Genomic DNA, 22,145 nt, shown 5'->3' on the forward strand with positions numbered 1-22,145 from the left:
ACAAGTGTTTCTTCATAGTGAAACAATTTGTTCTAGCATAGAAAATGGGGGGAATACTTTATCCGTTGATTCCGTTTATTATGTGTTCAACCAATTTTCTATAATAGTTTTTCCTTTGGGAGTCAGTACGGATTCCGGATGGAACTGAATACCCCTTACGTCGTAAGTACGGTGGCGTAAAGCCATGATCTGTTTCTCTTCCATATCCTCGGCTGTTATTTCCAGGCAATCAGGGAAATTCTCGCGTGATACGACCCATGAGTGATAACGTCCGGCACGGAATCCGGGTTCCAGTCCGGCGAACAGCGGTTCTTTAGCTATTACTTTTATATCGGAACAAACACCGTGGTGTACGTCTGTCAGATTGATCAGGGTTGCTCCGAAAGCTTCGCCGATGGCTTGTTCACCCAGGCAAACACCCAGGATGCTTTTTGTCGGGGCATATCTGCGGATCAGAGGAAGCAGGATACCTGCCTCTTCGGGAATGCCGGGACCGGGTGAAAGGAGTATCTTGTCGAAACGGTCCACTTCTTCCAGTGATATTTTATCATTGCGGTGTACTTCAACATCTGCACCTAGTTCCTTCAGAATGTGTAATAAATTATAAGTGAAGGAATCGTAATTATCGAATAATAATATCTTGCTCATAATGTTGTTTGTTTTCAATTCTTCAGTTTTTCTGCCAGGTCGATTGCCTTTTTCAAAGCGCCCAGCTTGTTGTTCACTTCCTGCAATTCCCGTTCGTCGTTGCTTTTGGCTACGATACCGGCACCTGCCTGGTAATATAATACGTTGCCGCGGCTTACGAATGTACGGATGGTGATCGCCTGATTGAGATCGCCGTTCAGGCCGATAAATCCGATACAACCGCCGTAGGCTCCCCGGTTGTGTTTCTCGATATCCGTGATCAGTTGCATGGCACGTACTTTCGGGGCGCCGCTGAGGGTTCCTGCCGGAAAGGTGTCGATATATGTTTTCACCGGATTGCTGTCGATGTTTATTTCACCGCTGACACGGGAAACTAAATGGATCACATGGCTGTAGTATTGTACTTCTTTATAGAAATCGACCTGTACGTTGTGAGCATTACGGCTCAGGTCGTTGCGGGCGAGGTCTACCAGCATCACATGTTCGGCATTCTCTTTCGGGTCTGCAAGCAGTGCTTCGGTACGCTGTTTATCCAGGGCTACATTTCCGGTACGGAAAGCTGTTCCGGCGATCGGGTCGATACTAGCATGACTATCCGTTACTTTGCAATGCGTTTCAGGAGAGGAACCAAAGATACGGAAGCCGCCGAAGTCGAAATAGAACAGGTAAGGCGAAGGGTTGATACTTCTCAATGCACGATATACTTTGAAATCATCCCCTTTGAACGGTTGTTCGAAACGACGGCTGAGTACGATCTGGAAGACATCGCCGCGCAGGCAATGTTTGATCCCTTCGCGAACCGATGCTCTGTATTCTTCGTCGGTGATGGGAGACGTCTCCGGTCCGGAAGTCTGGAAGTTATAGGAGGCATAGTTACGGTTTTCGATCAGTGTCTCTATTTCCTGCAGGTTGCTTTGTTCGTTTTCCTGCAACAGTTCGACCAGTGTCAGTTCGTTTTTGAAATGGTTGAATACGAGGATGTATTTATATAAAATGTATAGCATATCGGGAGCATCGTTCTCTTCGTGGTGAGCTTCCATCACCGGGATATTTTCAAAGTAACGGACTGCATCGAATGCCGTGTAACCGAATAATCCGCAAACTTTTTTATCCGCCCCTTCAATGCTGTAACGGCTAAGGAAGGCATTCATCGCATCTGCCACATTGTAATTTTCGGTAAGAGGGGTAACCTCCCGGCTTCCGTCGGGGAAAACCGCTGTACTCTCACCGTTGTTGATACCGATACTGGCTAGCGGACAGAGAGCAATGAAAGAAAGGCTGTTCTCATTTCCATGAAAGTCGGAACTTTCCAGTAATGCCGACTCCGGGTAGATATCCCGTACTTTCAGATAAATACTTACGGGGGTATGCAGGTCGCCTAATACCTGCTTGCTTATAGTTTTGAAATGATAATTTTTCATCGGTTACTTTCTGTTTTTGTATTCAATATACGTATCCATATCCTTATCTCCACGTCCGGAAACGGTCAATACCACTACGTCTTCCGGTTTGAAGTTCACCTTACTGAGCGCTCCCAGCGCATGCGCACTTTCCAATGCAGGAATGATCCCTTCCAGCCGTGTCAGCTCGAAAGCCGCTTCCAACGCTTCATCGTCGTCGACTGCCAGGATAGAAGCCCGGTGAGTAACGGAAAGATTCGCATGGATCGGACCGATGCCCGGATAATCCAGTCCGGCGGAGATCGAATAAGGTTCTTCTATCTGTCCGTCTTCGTTTTGCATCACCAGGGTCCGTGCCCCGTGGATAATACCTTTCTTTCCCAATTGGATGGTAGCAGCACTCTGACCCGAACAAATCCCTTTTCCTCCGGCTTCCGCCAGCACGAGCTTCACTCGTTCGTCATCGACAAAATGGTAAATAGTCCCGGCAGCATTACTGCCTCCCCCTACACAAGCGATCAGATAATCCGGATGATCCCGTCCTTCTTTTTCCTGTAATTGTTTTTTTATCTCTTCGCTGATAACGGATTGCAGGCGTGCAACCATATCGGGATAAGGATGAGGACCTACGGTAGAACCGATGATATAATACGTATCGGAAGGATGACAACACCAGTCGCGGATCGCTTCGTTCGTCGCATCTTTCAGGGTCATGTTACCGGAAGTGACCGGAACGACCGTTGCACCGAGCATCTCCATCTTCTGTACATTGGCATGCTGGCGTTCCACGTCCGTTTTACCCATATAGACAATACACTCCATGTTCATCAGGGCGCAGACGGTAGCAGTTGCTACTCCATGCTGTCCGGCGCCTGTTTCTGCGATGATACGTGTTTTACCCATGCGGCGTGCCAGCAAGATCTGCCCGATCGTGTTATTGATCTTATGGGCACCCGTATGATTCAGGTCTTCCCGTTTCAGATAGATCTTGCAGCCGTACTTTTCGCTTAACCGTTTGGCCAGGTAAAGGGGAGAGGGGCGGCCTACATAATCGCGGAGTAACAGATTGAACTCCTGTTTGAAACTTTCACTTTCCAGTACTTCCAGATATGTGTTCTGTAACTTTTCGACACACTGGTGAAGTATCTCGGGGATATACGCTCCGCCGAACTCTCCATAATAACCGTTTTTGTCAACTTGATACGTTTTCATCTTTTTGCTATGTTGTTTTAATTGTATTCCGTAAAATGCTTTAAAAGAAAAAAGGCCTGTCGCAAGTGCGACAGACCTTTCTATGATATCTTGATTTAGTATATACACAGGACTGCGTTCCTTACGACCGTTTGAGGAGTAAAGAGCGCCACCACCAAAATGTATTTACTATAAATGTTCTCATTGCTTTTTTTGTTATTACGGCAGCAAATATAGATATTCTCTGACAAACTGCAAATGATTCGCTACTTTTTTTTGAAAAAATCTACATACGGTAATTCTTCTTATCTTTGCGGAATGAAACAGACTGAAGAGTTCCGGAAATTTGTAAAAGAGCATGCAGGGGATGATCTGACTCGTCTCTTGTTGAGTGCTTCCCGCTATCCCTCGATCGATGTTCCTTTTGCGGCAGACCAGATTGCTGCCCGCCGCCAGATCAGGGAGAAGTTGCCTTCATGGTATGCCAACGATGCCTTGTTGTTTCCTTCGAAGATATCCGCCGAACAGTGTTCGTCCGAGCAGACGGCTTTGTATAAACAACGGTTGGTTGCTGAAAGCGATACCTTATGCGATCTGACCGGCGGTTTGGGAATCGACAGTTATTATTTCTCCCGAAAAGCCCGCCAGATCACCTATATAGAACGTTTCCCTGCCTACTGTGATGCGGCTCGCAATAATTTTTCCGCCCTTGGGGTTGATAATATCACTGTTGTGGAAGGCGACAGTTCGGAATTGGCTTCCCGTTTACCCCGGGTCGATGCCTTTTATATTGATCCGGCCCGTCGCGGTGAAGGCAATAAGCGTGTTTATGCCTTGCAGGATTGCGAACCGGATTTACCGGCACTTTTACCCGAACTCTTCCGGCATGCTCCCAAAGTAATAGCGAAGTTATCCCCCATGGCCGATATTCAGCAAACCCTCGAATTGCTGCCTGGGACGACAGAGGTACATGTCCTGTCCGTAAAGAATGAATGTAAGGAACTTTTATTTGTTATGGAATGCGAGACTGCTGTTACGTTACCGGTTATCCATTGTATTAATTATGATAGCAGCGGGAGGGAAGAGGCTTTTGCTTTTACATTACAGGATGAACGTTCCGAGGTTTTACAGTTGGCGGATCAGATCGGTCGTTTCTTTTACGAACCCAATGCTTCTTTACTGAAAGCCGGAGCTTTTAAGAGTGTGGCTGTCCGTTTTGGATTGGCGAAACTGCATGTAAGCAGCCATCTCTACACCTCGGATACCGTGGTCGAAGACTTTCCCGGCAGATGTTTCGTTGTCGAGGAGGTCTATCCTTTTTCCGGAAAACTATGTAAAAGTTTATCCAAAGACATCCCTCAGGCGAATATGACTGTCCGCAATTTTCCGTTGTCCGTCGAAGAATTACGCAAACGAACAAAGATAACGGATGGGGGAAATGTGTATCTTTTTGCTACGACACTAGCCGATAGCAGCAAAATTTTGGTTAAATGTAGCAAGTTGTAGTATCATAAATCTTTTCATTTCTTTTATCTCCGGATTTTATCCCTATATTTGCGAGGTTAAATCAAATACATGAAATGATACAGAAAGATTCTTACACTTCTGCGCAGCTGACCGCGATGGTTGTCCTGCGATTATTCATTGGCTGGCATTTTGCCTACGAAGGACTGGTGAAGATCCTGAATCCTAAATGGACATCGCTTCCTTACCTCCTGGATTCCAAAGGTTTTATGTCTGACTTTTTTGCTGGATTGGCTAGTGATCCGGCTATGATGAACATGGTTAATGCGCTGAACGAATGGGCGCTGCTGTTAATCGGTCTCGGACTGATAACAGGTGCTTTCAGCAAACTCTCTTCTATCGGAGCAATGATATTGCTTGCGTTTTATTACCTTTCCCACCCTTCTTTTATCGGTGCACAATATATGATGCCGTTTGAAGGTTCGTATCTGTGGATAGACAAGAATCTGGTCGAGATGGCTGCGCTGGCGGTACTGTTGGCTTTCCCCACCTCTCATATTATCGGGCTGGACCGTTACCTGAAAAAGGCGATCCCCTTATTGTCTAAACTCAAATTAATGTAATATCATGGCAACAGAGAACAATAACAATACTCCGAAAGATAATAAAGGGCCTGAATCGGAAGGCCGTCGTAATGCCCTGAAAACATTGGCAACCATCCCTGTGCTGGGGGCGTTGGGTTATGGCGTCTACAGGAAACAGAAACACGATAAGGAAGCGAAGAGCCTGGGTAGCGCTTTCCGTTTCGATCAGGAACATCGTATGATTCCCGCCCAGCCGGATGGGAAAAAGATACGTATCGGGATGATCGGTTTCGGTATCCGCGGTAAACAGTTGATGCGTGCGGCAGGTTTTGCCGAACCTTCCTGGATCGACGGATTGATCGAAGGGGCTAAAAATGATAGTAAAGATAAACGTTACGAGCAGTTCCTGGAACAGGACGACCTGAATATCGAAGTGACCGGCGTATGCGATATCTTCGATGTGTATGGCGAAGCGGCTGCACTGACGGCTTCTAATATTCACAGGGAAGGTTCGAACGGCAAGTTCGGTAAACGTCCGACACGTTACAGAACCTATAAAGAATTGTTGGCGGCAGACGATATCGATGCCGTGATCATTGCTACTCCCGACCATTGGCACAGTACGATGGCGATGGAAGCAGCCAAAGCCGGTAAGCATGTCTATGTAGAGAAACCGCTTTCATGGACGGTTCCTGAAACGTATGCGGTTCGTCAGGTGGTGAAGGAGACCGGTATCGTGTTCCAGTTAGGCCATCAGGGACGACAGACCGACAGTTATATCCGTGCCAAGGAGATCATCGACAAGGGGCTGATCGGTAAAGTTTCGTTGATCGAGGTTTGTACCAACCGTAACGATCCGAACGGAGCCTGGGTCTATCCGCTGATAGAAGGTGCTTCTCCCGATACGATCGACTGGAAACAGTTCGAGGGACCGGAAGAACGTATCAAGGAATATACCGACTATATGACATCGAACAACCTGCAGCGGTATATCGGTCCTGATCCCCGCGACAGGTTCAGCCTGGAACGTTTCTTCCGCTGGCGTTGCTGGTGGGATTACAGTACGGGACTGAGCGGTGACTTGCTGACACACGAATATGATGCGATCAACCAGATATTCGGTGTAGGTATCCCTCATTCGGCTACCTCTTCCGGTGGTGTCTATTTCTTCAAGGACGGACGTACCGTGCCGGATGTATTGCAGACCACCTTTGAATTTCCCGACCGCGATATGACGATGTTGTATAGTGCCACGTTGGCAAGCAACCGTCCGCGTGGAAAAGTGATCATGGGACACGATGCCCAGATGGAATTGTCCAATACGATCACATTAAAGGCTGATCCTGCTTCCGAGATTTATAAAGACAAGATCGACAAGGGGATCATCAAACCGAACGAACCGTTCTATACCTATATACCGGGACAAAATTCGGTGGATGCCATTACGTCGCCTACGGAGTTGTACTTCGCTCAACGCGGTCTGCTTTATACATATGTAAGCGGTAAGCGTTACGACACGACTCACCTCCATATCCGCGAATGGCTGGAATGTATCCGCCAGGGAAAACAACCCAGCTGTAACATCGATGCTGCATTCCAGGAAGCCATGACTGCCCACATGGGTACACATGCTTATCTGGAAGGACGTACGATGTACTGGGATAAGGAAAAAGAAGAGATCGTGAAAGGGTAATCTGATAAAAACAGATAAAATAAAAAGGGCAGCGTCTTTTATATGACACTGCCCTTTTTATTTTTTTATAGACGACCGGAAGTTGTCTTTAACGGATCAGCGTCCTGCGTAAACTACGCAAGGTTTTTTGTATTGTTTTGGAGAGGATGATCATCGTTACGGCGATGATAATAAGCAGAATACCGGTAGCCAGATTGAATGTGAACGGCTCGCCGAACACCAGCACGCCGACGAAAACGGCGGTGACGGGCTCCATTGCCCCCAGTACGGCTGTGAGTGTCCCACCGATATTATGGACGGCGAGTACGAGTGTGATATTGGAGATGACGGTCGGGACAACGGCCAGCAATATCAGGTTGACGACCGACACGGCGTCGGGGATGGGCTGGATGCCTTCGTTGGTACTTGCTTTAACGGCAAACAGGAGGGTGCTGACAATGAATACATAGAATGTCAGTTTCCTCCCTGTCATATTGTGTACTCTCGATTTATTGACCGTAGTGATATAAAGGGCGTAACCGACAGCCGACAGCAGTACGATAAAGACCCCCAATGCGCTGAGCTTCATTTCCCCCTCGTTGATAGACAGGCGTGCGACCCCGCAGATCGCTAGGCAGATCGCCAGCAGCGTGACCCACGATGTCTTTTCGCGGAAAAACACCAGCATGACAAGGGTGACGAATATCGGATAGGTGAAATGTAATGTTGTGGCTATCCCTGCCGACATGAAATTATATCCCCAGAAAAGGAACATGGCGGATGCCGTGTAAAAGAAGCCGAGCAGGATCAGTACGGGAATATCTCTTTTATCGATGCGCATGGATTCTTTTTTCACTGCCATAATACCGATAAGGGCTATCGACGCAAAAAGAAAACGATAGAACAGGATCGAATCGAACTGCATCCCCTTTGCCATAAGCGGCAAAGTAAATAATGGTATCAAACCGAATGTTGCCGAAGTGGCAATGCCGTATACGAATCCTTTCAAATTATTGTTCATCTTTTTACCTTTTGCTAAAACGGCTGCAAACATACAAAAAAGCCGTGATATGTATAGAAATATCACGGCTCTTAAATATTATTTCAGATGATTAAATCAATAGTCCTGCGGCAACCTCTTCGGCTACGGCTTCTCCTTTGAGGGCTGTAACGATAGCCAGGGCAAAATCCATGACCAGTCCCGGGCCTTTGCCGGTGATGACGTTGTCGGAAACTTCCACGATCTCGCCGGTCGCATTGGCGCCGATCAGCTTCGGTTCGAATCCGGGGTAGCAGGTAGCGTTACGACCTTTCAACAGGCCCAGTCCACCCAGTACCATCGGAGCTGCACAGATGGCGGCTATGGTGCGGCCTTCACGGTATTGCTGCAATAAGGCTTCTTTTACCGGTTCCGAGTCGTTCAGGTTGGATGCTCCGGGCATGCCACCGGGCAGTACAAGTGCATCGGCTCCGGCCAGGTCTGCTTTTCCCAGCGTCGTATCGGCAGTAACCGGAACATTGTGTGCCCCCGTTACAACAGGATTGTCTGTGATGGAAACAGTTGTTACTTCGATACCTCCGCGGCGCAGGATATCGACTGTGCCCAGGGCTTCCATTTCTTCGAAGCCGTTGGCTAAAAATACAATTGCTTTCTTCATATTACTTCCTTTATTTAAGTTTATATACATAGGTGATCGTACCGCTCTGGTTGTTCGCTCCGCTGATGCTATTGAACTTCGCACGTTTGGCGGCATCCAGGGCACTCTTACGCATGGAAGCGTTGTCGATGTTGGTACCTCTTCCTATTTCTGCAAATATCACATTCCCTTTCGGGTCTACCGTAATGTTGATCACGATCTTTCCTTCTTCCTGGATCGTGTAAGCGGGACGGGGCAAGCCTCCGGCTCCGATAGAACGACCGTTCAGGTTGAATGAACCGTAACCGCCTACGCCTTCGTTGGCTCCGTGGTCGGAGTTGCCGAACGGACTTCCCTGGTTACCTGTACCGCTTTCTGCATCGCCCTGGCTGTTCCCTTCAGCGCCGCCGATGCCGAATGCTCCGGCTACACGGTTGCTGATGGCCTGCTCTTTCTTGCGACGTTCTTCTTCCAGGCGTTTCTTTTCGGCCTCTTCCCGTTTGCGGCGATCTTCTTCCTCTTTCCGTTTACGCTCTTCTTCTTTCTTGCGTTGCTCTTCTTTTTTCTTAGCGTCTGCTATGGCAACACTTTCTTCGATGTCCTGCGTGATCACTTCCTCTTTCGGTGTTTCTACCGGCGGAGTGGGTGGAGGTGGAGGAGTGGTCGTCTCCTGGGGCAGTTCCTGTCCGGTGTATTTCGGTTCGAAGGTACCGGCGGCGGAGTTTACATTCCCGAAGTTGACAAGGACACCCCCGTCTTCTTCTGGAATTTCTGTACGTAGTACCGTGAACAACAGGATCAGGAAGATCGCCAGGTGGAATGCGACCGAACCGGTTATACTGTATATGTCATCTTTGTTGAATTTCATATCTGTTATTTCTGCGCACGGGTGGCAAGCACCATCTTGAATTTATTTTCGTTCGCTATGTTCAGGATCTTTACGATTTCTTTATAAGGAACTGTCTCGTCTGCATAAAGGGCGACGAACATTTCGGGCTCTTTTGCGTAACTGTCTTGCAGGAACGGGGTGATCTCGTCGAACGTGACCTGCGTTTCCCGCTGGTTACCGAATGCTACGTAGTAATTCAGGTTGGCATCGATGGTAACCCGCGTGAGCGGTTTGGCTGCCGTCTGCTTCTTCGCCTGCGGCAATGTTACCTTGATGGCATTCGGAATGACTACCGTAGAGGTGACCATAAAGAAGATCAACAGCAGGAATATGACGTCGGTCATGGATGCCATGCTGAAGGCTTCGTTTACTTTTGTTCTTCGTTTTAGTGCCATTCGCTTTGTTAATTAGCCGGTTCGTTCAATAAATCCATAAATTCCATGGTGCGGGCTTCCATCTTGTTCACCACGTTGTCGACCTGAGAAACCAGGTAGTTGTAAGCGAACAGGGTGATGATACCGACTACCAGACCACCGACGGTTGTTACAAGTGCTTCATAAATACCTCCTGACAGTAAGGAAACGTCTACGTTCGTTCCGGCATTCGCCATATCGAAGAAGGCACGTACCATACCGGTTACCGTTCCGAGGAAACCCAACATAGGAGCTCCGGCAGCTGTCGTAGCGATCAGCGGGAAGCCTTTTTCGAGTTTCGCAATTTCCAGGTTACCCACGTTTTCGATAGCAACGAGTACATCGTTCATCGGGCGGCCCAGGCGGGTGATACCCTTTTCGATCATACGGGCGGAAGGGGTGTTGGTGCTGCGGCACAGATTCAGTGCCGAATCGACTTTCCCTTCGTGGATATAGTCTTTGATACGGTTCATGAAATTCTGATCTTCTTTACCCGCACGGCGGATAACTAATAAACGCTGGATAAAGATGTAACCTGCCATTAAGGATAACAGCAATAGTACAATCATGATCCACCCTCCTTTGAACGCAAGGTCTATTACATTGATCTCTGCTTCAGTGGGGACTGTTACTGCCGTCAGATCCGGCATCTGCTCTGCTGTCTGTGCCCCTACTGCTTGTAGGGAAAGTAAAATGCTCATAGATTTGTATACTTATTCGTTAATATTAGTTCGTTATTATTGTTGCAAGCATGCTTTGTATAATGAAATGGTTTCCTGTAATCCGTGATACAACGCATCGCAGATCAGGGCATGGCCGATGGATACTTCTTCCAGCCAAGGTATGTTCTGACTGAACCAGGCCAGATTTTCCAGGCTCAGGTCATGGCCTGCATTGACTCCCATTCCCAGATTCTTTGCCAGTTGTGCGGCAGCAACGAAAGGAGCGACGGCTTCTTCCTTGTTCACCGGGTAATTGGTTGCATAAGGCTCTGTATACAGCTCGATGCGGTCGGTGCCTGTTTTTGCCGCCAGTTCGATGTTGGCCAGGTCGGTTCCTACGAAGATAGAGGTGCGGATTCCCTGTGCGGTGAACGTATCGACCAGTTCACTCAGCAGGTCGAAGTTTGCCTTTACATCCCAGCCGGCATTGGAGGTGACGGCATCGGGTGCATCCGGAACCAGTGTTACCTGTGTCGGCTTCACCTTTAATACCAGGTCTATAAAATTGTTACAGGGATACCCTTCAATGTTAAATTCTGTCCTGATAAGAGGTTTCAACGCGTACACGTCACTGTATTTGATATGTCGTTCGTCCGGACGTGGATGGACCGTAATTCCTTGTGCACCGAAATTTTCGCAATCCTGAGCTACTTTTAAAATGTCAGGCATGTTACCTCCGCGTGCGTTACGGATGGTTGCAACCTTGTTAATGTTTACACTTAAATTTGTCATCGTATATCGTTATATCTTTTTTCTTTCATTACATTTGCACAAAAGTATCGGCAAATTTAGCAGAATTAAGGGAATTAACAGAATAATGTTGGTGAAAGATTTCATAACGAAGGAACTTCCCGTGTTAAAAAGTTTTGACACAGGGGAATACGCATTAGCATTGATGGATGATTTTAAGTTAAAACATCTGCCTTTGTTGAGCGAAGGGATATACCGTTGCCTGATCTCGGAAAAGGATCTGATGGCTATGCCTGATCTTGCGGCAACGATTGGCGAGCCGGTTCTGTTTGCTCCCAGTGTGATGGAGAATACACATATCCATGAGGCGCTTGCACTGATCGCCCGCTATCAGTTGAGCCTGCTGCCGGTGGTCAGTCCGGAGGGTGAATACCGGGGAGCGATTACGAGAGAGAAACTGATCGATATTCTTTCGGAATTGTGTAATGCCGAGACTTCAGGCAGTGTGTTTGTCCTCGAGGTGATGCCGCAGGATTATTCGCTGACGGATATTGCGCGTTTGGTCGAATCGAACAATGCACATGTATTGAATCTGCTTTCGTACACGGATAAAGATACCGGAAGGTTGCATCTTATTATTAAGATCGACCTGGAGGATGCTTCGCCGGTGATCCGTAGTTTCGAGCGTTTCAATTATACCGTCCTGTATTATTTTATGGAAAAAGGGATGGTGGATGATCTGTTGCAGCAGCGGATGAACGAGTTGTTGCATTATATGAACATTTAATCAGTTGACAGTTGACAAGTGACAGTTGACAGTTTATTAGAAGAACAATATAAAACTGTCAACTGTCAACTGTCAACTGTCAACTTAAAAGACTGTTTTATGAAGGTAGGTATTTTTGGCAGCGAGTATCAGGTTGAGAAACAAAGCCAGATAAAACGGCTGTTTGAAAAGTTGATATCGCAGGAGGCGGAGATCTATGTGGATGTCCGTTTTTATAATTTTCTGGCTGATGGTCTGAATTATGAACCTCCCGTTGCGGGATTGCTGACGGACGATCATTTTGATCTCGATGTTGCCCTGAGTGTAGGTGGCGACGGTACGTTCCTGCGGACGGCTGCCCGTGTGAACCGTCAGGATATCCCTATCCTGGGTATTAATACCGGACGGTTGGGGTTTCTTGCCGATGTGGGAGGAAATGACATCGAGGATACACTGGACGAATTGTTCAAGAACTATTATAAGATAGAAGAGCGCACCTTGTTGCGGCTTCATACGGAAGGGCGGGTGTTTCGCGGTTATAATTATGCCCTGAATGAGATTGCGATCTTAAAGCGCGATACCTCTTCGATGATCACGATCCATACTTCTCTGAATGATGAATACCTGGCTTCTTATCAGGCCGACGGTCTGCTGATCGCAACGCCGACTGGCTCGACGGCATATTCCATGAGTGTGAACGGCCCGATCATCATTCCTCAAAGCAAGAATCTGGTATTGAGTCCGGTCGCGCCTCATTCTCTGAATGTGCGCCCACTGATCATTCCGGATAATTATACGATCACGCTAGGGGTGGAAAGCCGGAACAAATCTTTTCTGATCTCCTTGGACGGCCGTTCGGAAATCTTTCCGACAGGCATCCAGTTGACGATAACGAAAGCCGATTATACCACGAAAGTGATAAAAAGATATAATCATACCTTCTATCAGACACTTCGCGAGAAGTTGATGTGGGGAGCCGATGCACGAATGAAATAGGGATATAGGGCGTAAGACTGCTCTAAAAAGATGTTTTACAGCATGTATTTGTTAAACGTGGTTAAATAAATGAGATTTCCAAGTGAAACGTTATGCTGCATAACATAAAACCTCTATATTTGCATCGTGTTTTTCATGGTATTAGATTTAAGGTTAACAATGAAGATTGGCTGTCCGTGATGGATAGCCTTTTTTGCGTTTATAGGGTTCCTTGTCTTATGCTCATGCTTTATGCTTATAAAATATGTTTTGCAGCAGGTTTTTGTTAAACTGTATTAAATAGATGAGAAAAACAAGCAAAACATTATGCTGCATAACATAAAACCTCTATATTTGCACTGTGTTTTTCATGGTATTAGATTTAAGGTTAACAATGAAGATTGGCTGTCCGTGATGGATAGCCTTTTTTGCGTTTTATACATACCGGTCTGACAGGCCGATTACAGCAGGATCATTCTCGATTGTATGATATCGGATAGCTGTTCCTTTAATTTATTCGCTTGTACAGGTTTAGCCATATAGCCATCAAATCCGTTTGTCATGACTCTCTGTTCATCCGATGCATAGGCAAAGGCCGTAATAGCGATTATCGGGGCAAGAGGATCTATTTTTCGTATTTCCAAAGTGGCATCGTATCCATTCATGACAGGCATGTTCAAATCCATCAGTACGATATCAGGAGATTCGTTTTTAAACATATCTACTGCTTCTTTTCCATTCCATGCGTGTATGAGGTAATAGTCATCTTTGAGTATAGTCTGGAATAATTTGTAGTTACTGTCATTATCCTCTGCTATAAGGATTGTAAGATGTTTTGTTTTGGATTTGACCTGTTTTTGTTTTTCTTCAATCTTTATTGTTTGCTTGACTGGTTCATAAGGTAATGTGAACCAGAAGATGGAACCTTTACCTTCCTCACTTTCAACACCTATCTGTCCGTTCATATTTTCTACGAGCATCCGGCAAATAGATAATCCCAGTCCTGTTCCCTGAGCGAAACTGTTTAATTTAACAAATCGTTCGAAGATATCATTCTTTTTTTCTGCAGGAATTCCTATTCCAGTATCTTTGATAAAGAAATACAGTCTTTTATCTCTGATCTCATAGCCAAAGCGGATATATCCCTCTTTTGTAAACTTGATTGCATTGTTTACCATATTAATCACTAACTGGGAAATTCTGTTTTTTTCTCCATGGATACAACATTGAGGATTTCCGGGTTCAAAAACCAGGTGTACTTTGTCGTTATGGAGTTTTAATCTTAAACTGTTCTCTAAATCCTGCATTAACTGGTTCAGTTCGAATTCTGTATAATTGAACTCCATAGTACCTGCCTCTATCTTTGATAGGTCAAGTATATCTCCGATAAGTTGTAGCAGCAGTGTATTATTGTTCTCGATAATGTTGATATATTCTTCTTGTTCGGAAGGTTCTTTGACCGAAGGGAGTAATGTGGAGAAACCTACGATCGCGTTTAACGGCGTACGGATTTCGTGGCTCATATTGGCTAAGAAGGCAGATTTCAATCTGTTTGATTCTTCGGCTTTGTTTTTCGCATCGAGCAGACTGTTCTCCATTTTTTTACGTTGGGTAATTACCAGGGACGATCCGACCAATGTAATAGGGAGTCCATTTTCATCGCGGCTGTCTACTGCAGCCTGAGCCTCGACCCAATCCACTTGAATGCCCCGATCTGTGTGGCTGACTACACGATACTCTTCTTTTACCTTTGTGCATTTACCTTCTATCAGGTCATTGTAGGAATGTTGTACCCGCTGGCGGTCTTCTTTATATATCTTTGCGAAGTATTGCGACTCGGGAACAGACAACAGCTTTTCACTCTGTTCATTATCTGTAATCGCGAGTTCAACCTGGCGATTTACGTCACACAGGATCGTATGTTCACGCAGGTCCCATTTCCAGGGAACGATATTTGCAATGTCGAGTGCCATTGCAAGTTTATGGTTGATTGAATCCAGTTTCACTTGCGTGTGATGAAGGTCGGTGCAATCGACACCAAAAATATCCACGTAGTCAGACTGGATAGAGAAAGTTAGTATTATGTTGAAATAGGTGGAAGATTGCTTGAGATAGTAAGTGAAACTGATTGTTTTTTTCTCTGTCTCCATGAGTTGAAAATAACGTATAAACATTGTCAACTCATCGTCGGGGAGATTGCTCATCTTTTGACCGATAATATCTTTGCCCTGGTGCATTGCATTCAGATATCGGTTGTTCACTTTATGAATGATGGCGTCAACCACTTCTCCTGTCTGATTACGTATCAAGCGTACTTTACAATAAAGTACCGGCATATTCTCAAAAAGATTGCTTAATTCCGCATTGGCTTCAATCTCTTTTTGCTGGGCAGTCTTCAACGCTTTAAGAGATTTTATGCGGCTGAACTGATATAGTGTATACAATATCAATATAATAAATAAGATACCGAGGGCTGCCAGGTGATACTTGTACTTTTCCAGTGCTGTTTTTGGAAGGTTCAGAAAAATAGAACCGGCAGGACACAAATATGTATTCACTTCTTTTTGCAAAAGTGCCGGATAATCAAATATAGGTTCTCCGTCGGGGATATAAAAAGGTATGTCTCTGGGTGCTTTGCCGGATAGGACAGCATTCAATGTCGCTTTTAACTGCTTGTTGAATGTTTGTTGCTGATAAAAATAGCCGCCGATCATCCTGCTGTTGGGCATGATTGCATCTCCTAATGCAAAGATCGGAATGGTCGTATTGGAGATTACCTGAAATGTATTTGCCATTAACAGGTCTCCTCCGGCAAAGGTTTGGCGGGTGAACCAGGAAGAAAAGAGGACTCCTGTAGTGTTTATATCAGCAGAGTTAAGCTTATGTAGCAAAGAATCTGTCGTCATTTGTGCAGCAGAGAGGAATTCGTACTTTAAATCCGGATATGATTTTTTTAATAAAAGACGCAGATCGTGATCTAGTTGCTGATTGATATAACGTCCGTCTCCGATAAAAGTCAATGTTTTCATACCGGGGATTATTTTTTGCATCAGGTCTACATTTTCAGGCAAGTAGTTTTTGGTTTCCAGCATTGTAAGGTTGTAACTTTCCGTTAATTGTTCCAATGGTACTTGCATGGTGATTTCTACCGGACGTTTTTTTATGTAGTTTTCGATTGGGCTTAAATAAGGCAATTCAGCACACAGAACCAGAGGGATATCATCGCCCCAATGTTTTTTGCAATCGTCACACATTATGAACGAACTGTTTCCCAGCAGTAAAATGGCTTTGGGCGCATGTGTGTATCTGGGGAAAAAAGATTCTTTAAATTTATTCAGTTTAGTAGAATCATCGATCATTAACATGTTCATATTCTCGACATAAAAATCAAGATTTGAACCTGCTACCAATTCCTGTTGTATAGGGGTAATGAGTGCATTACTCCAGGTAGCATCGGATGTGTAACTGTTCAGAACCAATAAATAATCTTTATTGGAATCTGAATTTTGGGCAACTAAATTTATAGCGCAGGCAAGCTGTAAGCCTGCAAAAATTGCTAAAATCGTGTTGAGGCGCATATTAGATTTCATAACAATACAATATGAAATTTTTAAAAAACTGGGCAAATATAATCTTTTTTTCGATCTGAGTTATTCCTTTTGATTTTTATTGCTTCTTTGGTCTTAAAAATGATGTTTGTGTGTCGGTTTAGTTAATAAATGTTTCCTGATTTTGTTAATTGTCGCTTTGGTGTATGACAATAGAGAATAAGCCAAGCACAGATGCATGCCTGGCTCTTACTTTTTGAGTGTTTGTGATTTGTGGTGACTTTTTTAAGTTTATAAAACTCTTAAAAAGCTTCTGCGAAGTTGAATACAAATCCTCCTGTATCTTTCCCAAAACCGTAATCTATACGGGCATTTACATTATGTTTAAATTCGATTCGTAATCCCAGCCCGTAGTTGGGTAAGATATTCTTACAGTTGAATTTTTTCAGTTCAGGAAATACGCTGCCGGTTCCAATCCACGCCACACAACCCAGGCGATTGAATATGTGTTGGCGTAATTCCACTTGGGCAGTCAGCTGATTACAATCGATGTAACGTCCCCCGTAATAACCACGCATACGGAAACCGCCGCTACCTAGTTCTTCCCGTAAAGGCCAGGGTGTGTTCTTTTTATTGAATTGTCCGTAAATATCTCCGGCTATTATACCTCCGGGCCATACTTTCTGATAGATATCGAATATAAAGTTGGTACTGAACAGTGTTTTATTGAAACTGCCTAAGAACTCAGGATATATCACTTCTTTGAACATGATATAAATGCCCCTTTTCGGATTTAGTATAAAATCGCGGGTATCATACTGAAGTGAAATACCCAGACCTGTGAAAAAATAACTCTGCTTTTGCCCTTCCAGGTAAGAGATGTCTTTTATATCGGATAAATCTGCATAATTGAGATTGAAGGCGGCTCCGATATAGAATTGTTTACTTAGTTTATAAACATAATCGGATTCCCATCTTATCTGTTGCCGGGTATATTCGGATAAAGGATTCATGGCACACCCTTCATAAGAAACTCCCCAGAAGTTAAGCGTTTTACGGGCAAATTCAAGACTATAGGATAAGCGCGACCTGTTTCCTTTGAAATGGTTGTTGCCTGTCGCTGTAAGTGTATAGAAGCCGTTTATAGAAATATTGCCTGTCAGGGTAATGTCGGAAGGCTGCATGATCGAATCCTTACGGTCCAGACGATATAATCCGGTAGCCATTCCTCCGACTCCAAAGCTGCCTTCGCGGGTATAGGAGGGAGCTACGGCATAACTCATATCTATCTTTCTTTCAAAAGTGCGGTCTACATTACCATATATAAAGCTATTCCAGTATTTTTTCAAAGCGCCGTCCTTTTTCTCTATATAGATACTATCTTGTTGTGAATAAAGAGGCATGGCCATAGAAGCGGAGAAAATAAAAAGAAATAAAAACTTAAGTTTCATCTTTTGTGTGTTTGGATGTTGGTTTACTTTTATTTCCGGAAACAGTAGGCGAAGCCCAGGCTAAATGTTTGTGGGTGCAATGCCGCAGAACTTTCATTCGCATCCAGCAGATTGGATATGCTTATCTTGTAACTTACATTTATCAGAAGTCCGAAAGGAAACTCGTAACTGTTTATAATACCGAAGCCTGAGTTTGAATCCCGCATGACAGGTGTTCCGCTTTCTGTATTTTTTTCGTAGAGGTCGATTTTTTCCCCTTCTCTTTTTAATGAAGCGTCGAGGCCGAACTCCGTATAAGGGCCAATCCCGATGTGGATGCGGTGCCCATTCTTTAATTTAGTGTGATACATCGCATAAATAGGAATTTCCATTCCCCAATAGCGATAAATGCCGTTTTGGTTGTTACGGTCGAATTCAGATTCTTTGTAGTGGAGTAAAAGTTCCGGTTGGATTGAGAAATGTTTGGAAATTCCCAGATTCAGAAATCCTCCTGTCGTTACGCCCGGCTTCATTACGCTTTTTCCACCCCCTATTCCGGAATGGACGAAGCTGGAATAGTTGCTTTCTACCAGGACTCCGCCGGATATTTCGATCTTTTTATTCTGTTTGCCTTCTTGTGTTCCCTCTTCAGGCTTTTGATTGTTCGTAGTTTGCGCACTGCCGGATATCATGTTTATTCCGGCCAGGAGTAACGCGAGCATTAACATTTTCTGTCTTCTCATTTTTGTTTTATTTATTCGTTTTTAAACTTGTGCAAAAGTAGAGCGGGGGATAGGATGGCAAAAGGTCTTTTAGATTGAAAGTTGGACGAAAATGCCGATTTATGAATTTATGCAGTTGAAATATTTATCTTTGTTGTTCTAATTTACGGATATGGGAAATGTGACCTCTTTGGATTGGCATGCTAAGCCTGGAGAAATAGAACAGGCTGATTTTATAAATGACGATTTTTATATGTATAAGAATACGTTGATAAATCCGCTCAACCATCCTTTCAAAGCAAATAAGACAATTTGTTGTATTTGTCTGAAAGGAGAAATAAGGGGAAGGATAGACTTGATGCCTTATTGTGTGAAAGCACCTGCTATTTCTATCACTTTACCGGGGCAAATATTGGAATATGAATCCAATACATCTGATTTTGAAGCTGTATTCGTTCTTATGTCGGAGCAGTTTAACGATAGTCTGCATTTGCCGGATCGTTTTTCCACTTTTCTTTCGGTTCGTAATAATCCGGTTATTTCATTAGGCCCCGGTCAGTTAGAGGCTATACAAACTTATTGTACCATGATTCAACGGGTGATTCGTGTGAAAGATAATCCTAACCGTATGGAAATTGTGAAGCATCTCACAATTGCATTCTTTTATGGTCTGGGATATTATTTCCATAAATCATCGGAGATAGAAAAGATAACAAAAAGTGAAATGCTGGTGAGAGACTTCTTGAAGCAGGTACAGTTATTCCATAAAAAAGAAAGACGTATAGATTTTTATGCAGACAAGTTACAGCTGAGTTCTAAATATCTTTCTCAGGTAATCAAAAATTATAGTGGAAAGTCGGCAGCAGACTGGATCGATGAGTATGTCGTGCTGGAAGCGAAGGCTTTATTGAAATCTACCAATATGACTATACAACAAATCAGCGACGAGTTGAACTTTCCTTCCCAATCGTTTTTTGGAAAGTTCTTTAAAAGGATTTCGGGAGTATCTCCCAAAACATATAGGGATCGGTAAATAGCTTCGGATCGTTTTTATATTTATAGGCGGATCGGTCTTTATATCCGTAGAAAAAAACTTATCTTTGTACCCCTGTTAAACGTAAATGCTTCAAATAAAGATATGAAAAGAATATTCTGCCCCAAATGTGATAATCAGTTGTCGTTCGATGAAACCAAATATCCGGATGGAAAGATACTGGCTTTTGTGTGTCCGCAATGCGGGTCGCAATTTAAGATAAAGCTGGGACGCAAGACCGTCCGTACGGAATCAGGCCAGGAAAAAGAGGTGAAGGAACCCGATTTCTCCTGCGGCCATATTACCGTGATCGAGAATACGTTCGGTTTTAAGCAGGAACTGCCGCTTGTGATGGGCGATAATATGATAGGACGGAGGAATAAGGATACGGAAGGTGTGGATGTTCCTATCATTACGAGCGATCCGAGTGTGGGACGTAAACATTGTATTATTAATGTAAAGGAGGATAAGCAGGGGAAATTGGTTTATACCCTGCGTGATAACCAAAGTATGACCGGCACCTTCCTGCGCAGTGTGCTTTTAGGAAAAAAAGAACAGGTACGTATCGGTGAGGGAGCTATTGTGACGATCGGTGCGACTACTTTTATACTTCATGTTCCGGAAGGGGAAGAAGAGGAGGATTTTTAAATTAAACTTAGAAACTGCTCCGGAGTGAATGATCTCTTACATCAGGGCGATAAGGGAGATAGGGGGAATTGGCGTAGGTTTCGGGAGAGATGGATACAAGATTACCTTTCATCTCCGGCGCAGTTCTAAAGTTTAAATCTCATTATTCATGTTTTTTATTTAGTTGTTCAACGATAAAACAACTATAAGGCTATTTGGCTCACGGCAATTTACGTAAAGAATCAAAAAGAACTGAAAGAAAAGTTTTGTTAAAAAGTGGCTAAACTGAAAGTCTGATTATGAGAAATAAGGCGTGCGGGAAATTTTTAGAAACAAATGTAAATGTTAATTGATAGTTTTTTACAACTCGAAAAAACAAAGAAATACAGTATTTCCCGGTAAATTCATCTGTAAATAAAAAAGTGGCGATGTTAGTAATCCGTTGTTTTTATATGTAATTTTGCGGTCCAATAGGCAATAAGGTTAACAAATGGGACAAAATAGAGTAGAGCCGGTTAGTGGTATTACTTTCCGGATATTGGTGGCATTAAGCATTTCACATTGTATAAATGATTCGTTGCAGTCTGTTATCACAGCCGTTTATCCACTATTTAAGGATGATTTAGCGTTGACATTTGCGCAGATCGGATTGATTACGCTGGTCTATCAATCGGCGGCATCCGTGTTTCAACCGCTTACCGGATTATATTTCGACAAACATCCGTCTCCGTGGTCGTTACCTATCGGGATGAGTTTTACGCTGATCGGTTTGCTTAGCCTGGCATTTGCAAATTCTTTACCCTGGGTTTTATGTTCTGTGGCTTTGATTGGTGTCGGTTCGTCGATATTCCATCCGGAGGCTTCGCGGTTGACTTCGTTGGCATCCGGAGGGAAAAGGGGACTGGCGCAATCTTTATTCCAGGTGGGGGGAAACCTTGGAGGATCATTAGGGCCGTTGCTCGTAGCTATCCTGGTGGCTCCTTACGGGCGAAGCCATATTGCTTTTTTTTCTATCCTGGCTTTTATCGCGATTCTTATCATGACCTATGTGGGGCGTTGGTACAAAGGGTTGCTTCAGCGGTTTAAGCGGGAAGACATAGGAACATCCCAACGTCATGTAGAAATGCCTTTGTCGCTGGGGAAAACTGTTTTTTCCATCTCTATCCTGCTGATCCTGATCTTTTCCAAATACATTTATATGGCGAGCCTCAACAGTTACTACACTTTCTACCTGATAGAGAAGTTCGGGGTGAGCGTGCAATCTTCGCAGTTGTTCTTATTTGTATTCCTGATCGCGACTGCTCTCGGCACATTGATGGGCGGTCCGATAGGTGACAAGGTGGGACGTAAATATGTTATTTGGGCATCTATCCTGGGAGCGGCACCTTTTTCACTGATAATGCCGCATGTGGATAGTTTATATCTGACAGCTGTATTGAGTTTTTGTGTCGGTCTGACATTATCCTCTGCATTTCCGGCTATTCTTGTGTATGCGCAGGAGTTGTTGCCTTATAAACTGGGACTTATTTCCGGCTTATTCTTCGGTTTTGCTTTTGGGGTGGCGGGGATCGCTTCGGCTGTGCTGGGGAATCTGGCGGATCATTACGGTATTGAGACTGTCTATAATGTCTGTGCCTATATGCCGCTGATCGGACTGGTCACCTGGTTCTTACCGGACTTAAAGAAAGCGACCCAAAAAGGAAGTTAGCCCGCTGAACAATCCCGGAGAAGGGG

The 22,145-nt window shown here is 44.5% G+C and carries 20 protein-coding genes; 8 read left to right on the plus strand and 12 right to left on the minus strand.

The window, feature by feature from the left end; genetic code table 11:
- Nucleotides 1–78: 78 nt before the first annotated feature.
- The 3 genes from IEY67_RS23080 to trpB are packed head-to-tail and all read right to left on the minus strand — an operon-like array spanning nt 79 to nt 3,260.
- Nucleotides 79–648, minus strand: a complete 570-nt coding sequence (locus IEY67_RS23080; RefSeq protein ID WP_122353061.1) for an anthranilate synthase component II — start codon at nt 646–648, stop codon at nt 79–81.
- A gap of 14 nt (nt 649–662) precedes the next feature.
- A complete protein-coding gene (locus IEY67_RS23085; protein WP_122353062.1) occupies nt 663–2,069 on the minus strand; it encodes an anthranilate synthase component I family protein in 1,407 nt (468 codons plus the stop codon).
- A 3-nt stretch (nt 2,070–2,072) separates the two neighbouring features.
- On the minus strand, nt 2,073–3,260 hold the full coding sequence (trpB, locus tag IEY67_RS23090; protein ID WP_122353063.1) for a tryptophan synthase subunit beta: 1,188 nt from the start codon (nt 3,258–3,260) through the stop codon (nt 2,073–2,075).
- Between the two features lie 297 nt (nt 3,261–3,557).
- On the opposite strand from trpB, the gene IEY67_RS23095 reads away from it, so the two are divergent.
- From IEY67_RS23095 to IEY67_RS23105, 3 genes are all read left to right on the plus strand, one after another.
- A complete protein-coding gene (locus tag IEY67_RS23095) occupies nt 3,558–4,745 on the plus strand; it encodes a THUMP-like domain-containing protein (protein ID WP_183670653.1) in 1,188 nt (395 codons plus the stop codon).
- A gap of 74 nt (nt 4,746–4,819) precedes the next feature.
- Nucleotides 4,820–5,326: a DoxX family membrane protein gene (locus IEY67_RS23100; protein WP_183670651.1), complete on the plus strand. Its 507-nt coding sequence runs from the start codon at nt 4,820–4,822 to the stop codon at nt 5,324–5,326.
- Between the two features lie 4 nt (nt 5,327–5,330).
- Nucleotides 5,331–6,980: a Gfo/Idh/MocA family protein gene (locus tag IEY67_RS23105; protein WP_183670649.1), complete on the plus strand. Its 1,650-nt coding sequence runs from the start codon at nt 5,331–5,333 to the stop codon at nt 6,978–6,980.
- 88 nt (nt 6,981–7,068) lie between these two features.
- Here IEY67_RS23105 and IEY67_RS23110 read toward each other — a convergent pair whose 3' ends face one another.
- The 6 genes from IEY67_RS23110 to IEY67_RS23135 all read right to left on the minus strand — a co-directional run bounded on the left by IEY67_RS23110 (nt 7,069) and on the right by IEY67_RS23135 (nt 11,352).
- Nucleotides 7,069–7,980: a DMT family transporter gene (locus IEY67_RS23110; RefSeq protein ID WP_183670647.1), complete on the minus strand. Its 912-nt coding sequence runs from the start codon at nt 7,978–7,980 to the stop codon at nt 7,069–7,071.
- 91 nt (nt 7,981–8,071) lie between these two features.
- Nucleotides 8,072–8,617 carry a DJ-1 family glyoxalase III gene (locus IEY67_RS23115; RefSeq protein WP_183670645.1) on the minus strand — a complete coding sequence of 182 codons (546 nt, stop codon included), beginning with the start codon at nt 8,615–8,617 and terminating at the stop codon, nt 8,072–8,074.
- Between the two features lie 10 nt (nt 8,618–8,627).
- Complete coding sequence (locus IEY67_RS23120; RefSeq protein ID WP_183670642.1) at nt 8,628–9,464, minus strand: energy transducer TonB family protein; 837 nt, start codon at nt 9,462–9,464, stop codon at nt 8,628–8,630.
- Nucleotides 9,465–9,469: 5 nt separating this feature from the next.
- Nucleotides 9,470–9,880: an ExbD/TolR family protein gene (locus IEY67_RS23125; protein WP_007658774.1), complete on the minus strand. Its 411-nt coding sequence runs from the start codon at nt 9,878–9,880 to the stop codon at nt 9,470–9,472.
- An 8-nt stretch (nt 9,881–9,888) separates the two neighbouring features.
- Nucleotides 9,889–10,599, minus strand: coding sequence for a MotA/TolQ/ExbB proton channel family protein (locus IEY67_RS23130; RefSeq protein ID WP_122353070.1), 711 nt, complete (start codon nt 10,597–10,599; stop codon nt 9,889–9,891).
- A gap of 36 nt (nt 10,600–10,635) precedes the next feature.
- The gene (locus IEY67_RS23135; RefSeq protein ID WP_122374142.1) at nt 10,636–11,352 is read right to left on the minus strand and encodes a pyridoxine 5'-phosphate synthase; all 717 of its coding nucleotides are present in this window, start codon (nt 11,350–11,352) and stop codon (nt 10,636–10,638) included.
- Nucleotides 11,353–11,437: 85 nt separating this feature from the next.
- On the opposite strand from IEY67_RS23135, the gene IEY67_RS23140 reads away from it, so the two are divergent.
- Both IEY67_RS23140 and IEY67_RS23145 read left to right on the plus strand, forming a co-directional pair.
- Nucleotides 11,438–12,097 carry a CBS domain-containing protein gene (locus IEY67_RS23140; protein WP_122353072.1) on the plus strand — a complete coding sequence of 220 codons (660 nt, stop codon included), beginning with the start codon at nt 11,438–11,440 and terminating at the stop codon, nt 12,095–12,097.
- A 99-nt stretch (nt 12,098–12,196) separates the two neighbouring features.
- The gene (locus tag IEY67_RS23145; RefSeq protein WP_183670640.1) at nt 12,197–13,072 is read left to right on the plus strand and encodes an NAD kinase; all 876 of its coding nucleotides are present in this window, start codon (nt 12,197–12,199) and stop codon (nt 13,070–13,072) included.
- Nucleotides 13,073–13,512: 440 nt separating this feature from the next.
- Here IEY67_RS23145 and IEY67_RS23150 read toward each other — a convergent pair whose 3' ends face one another.
- From IEY67_RS23150 to IEY67_RS23160, 3 genes are all read right to left on the minus strand, one after another.
- Complete coding sequence (locus IEY67_RS23150; RefSeq protein ID WP_229801180.1) at nt 13,513–16,641, minus strand: ATP-binding protein; 3,129 nt, start codon at nt 16,639–16,641, stop codon at nt 13,513–13,515.
- Between the two features lie 260 nt (nt 16,642–16,901).
- Entirely contained in the window at nt 16,902–18,050 is a 1,149-nt protein-coding gene (locus IEY67_RS23155) for a BamA/TamA family outer membrane protein (RefSeq protein ID WP_229801181.1), read from the minus strand.
- A gap of 29 nt (nt 18,051–18,079) precedes the next feature.
- Nucleotides 18,080–18,772, minus strand: coding sequence for a porin family protein (locus tag IEY67_RS23160; protein ID WP_122353075.1), 693 nt, complete (start codon nt 18,770–18,772; stop codon nt 18,080–18,082).
- Nucleotides 18,773–18,923: 151 nt separating this feature from the next.
- On the opposite strand from IEY67_RS23160, the gene IEY67_RS23165 reads away from it, so the two are divergent.
- The 3 genes from IEY67_RS23165 to IEY67_RS23175 all read left to right on the plus strand — a co-directional run bounded on the left by IEY67_RS23165 (nt 18,924) and on the right by IEY67_RS23175 (nt 22,119).
- Nucleotides 18,924–19,784 (plus strand): helix-turn-helix domain-containing protein, encoded by an 861-nt coding sequence (locus IEY67_RS23165; protein ID WP_122374145.1) that lies wholly within the window; start codon nt 18,924–18,926, stop codon nt 19,782–19,784.
- A gap of 105 nt (nt 19,785–19,889) precedes the next feature.
- Nucleotides 19,890–20,432 carry an FHA domain-containing protein gene (locus IEY67_RS23170; protein WP_122353077.1) on the plus strand — a complete coding sequence of 181 codons (543 nt, stop codon included), beginning with the start codon at nt 19,890–19,892 and terminating at the stop codon, nt 20,430–20,432.
- A 469-nt stretch (nt 20,433–20,901) separates the two neighbouring features.
- Nucleotides 20,902–22,119 carry an MFS transporter gene (locus IEY67_RS23175; protein ID WP_183670638.1) on the plus strand — a complete coding sequence of 406 codons (1,218 nt, stop codon included), beginning with the start codon at nt 20,902–20,904 and terminating at the stop codon, nt 22,117–22,119.
- The last annotated feature ends 26 nt before the right edge of the window (nt 22,120–22,145 follow it).

Source organism: Parabacteroides faecis (assembly GCF_014647375.1).
Classification (GTDB): Bacteria; Bacteroidota; Bacteroidia; order Bacteroidales; family Tannerellaceae; genus Parabacteroides; species Parabacteroides faecis.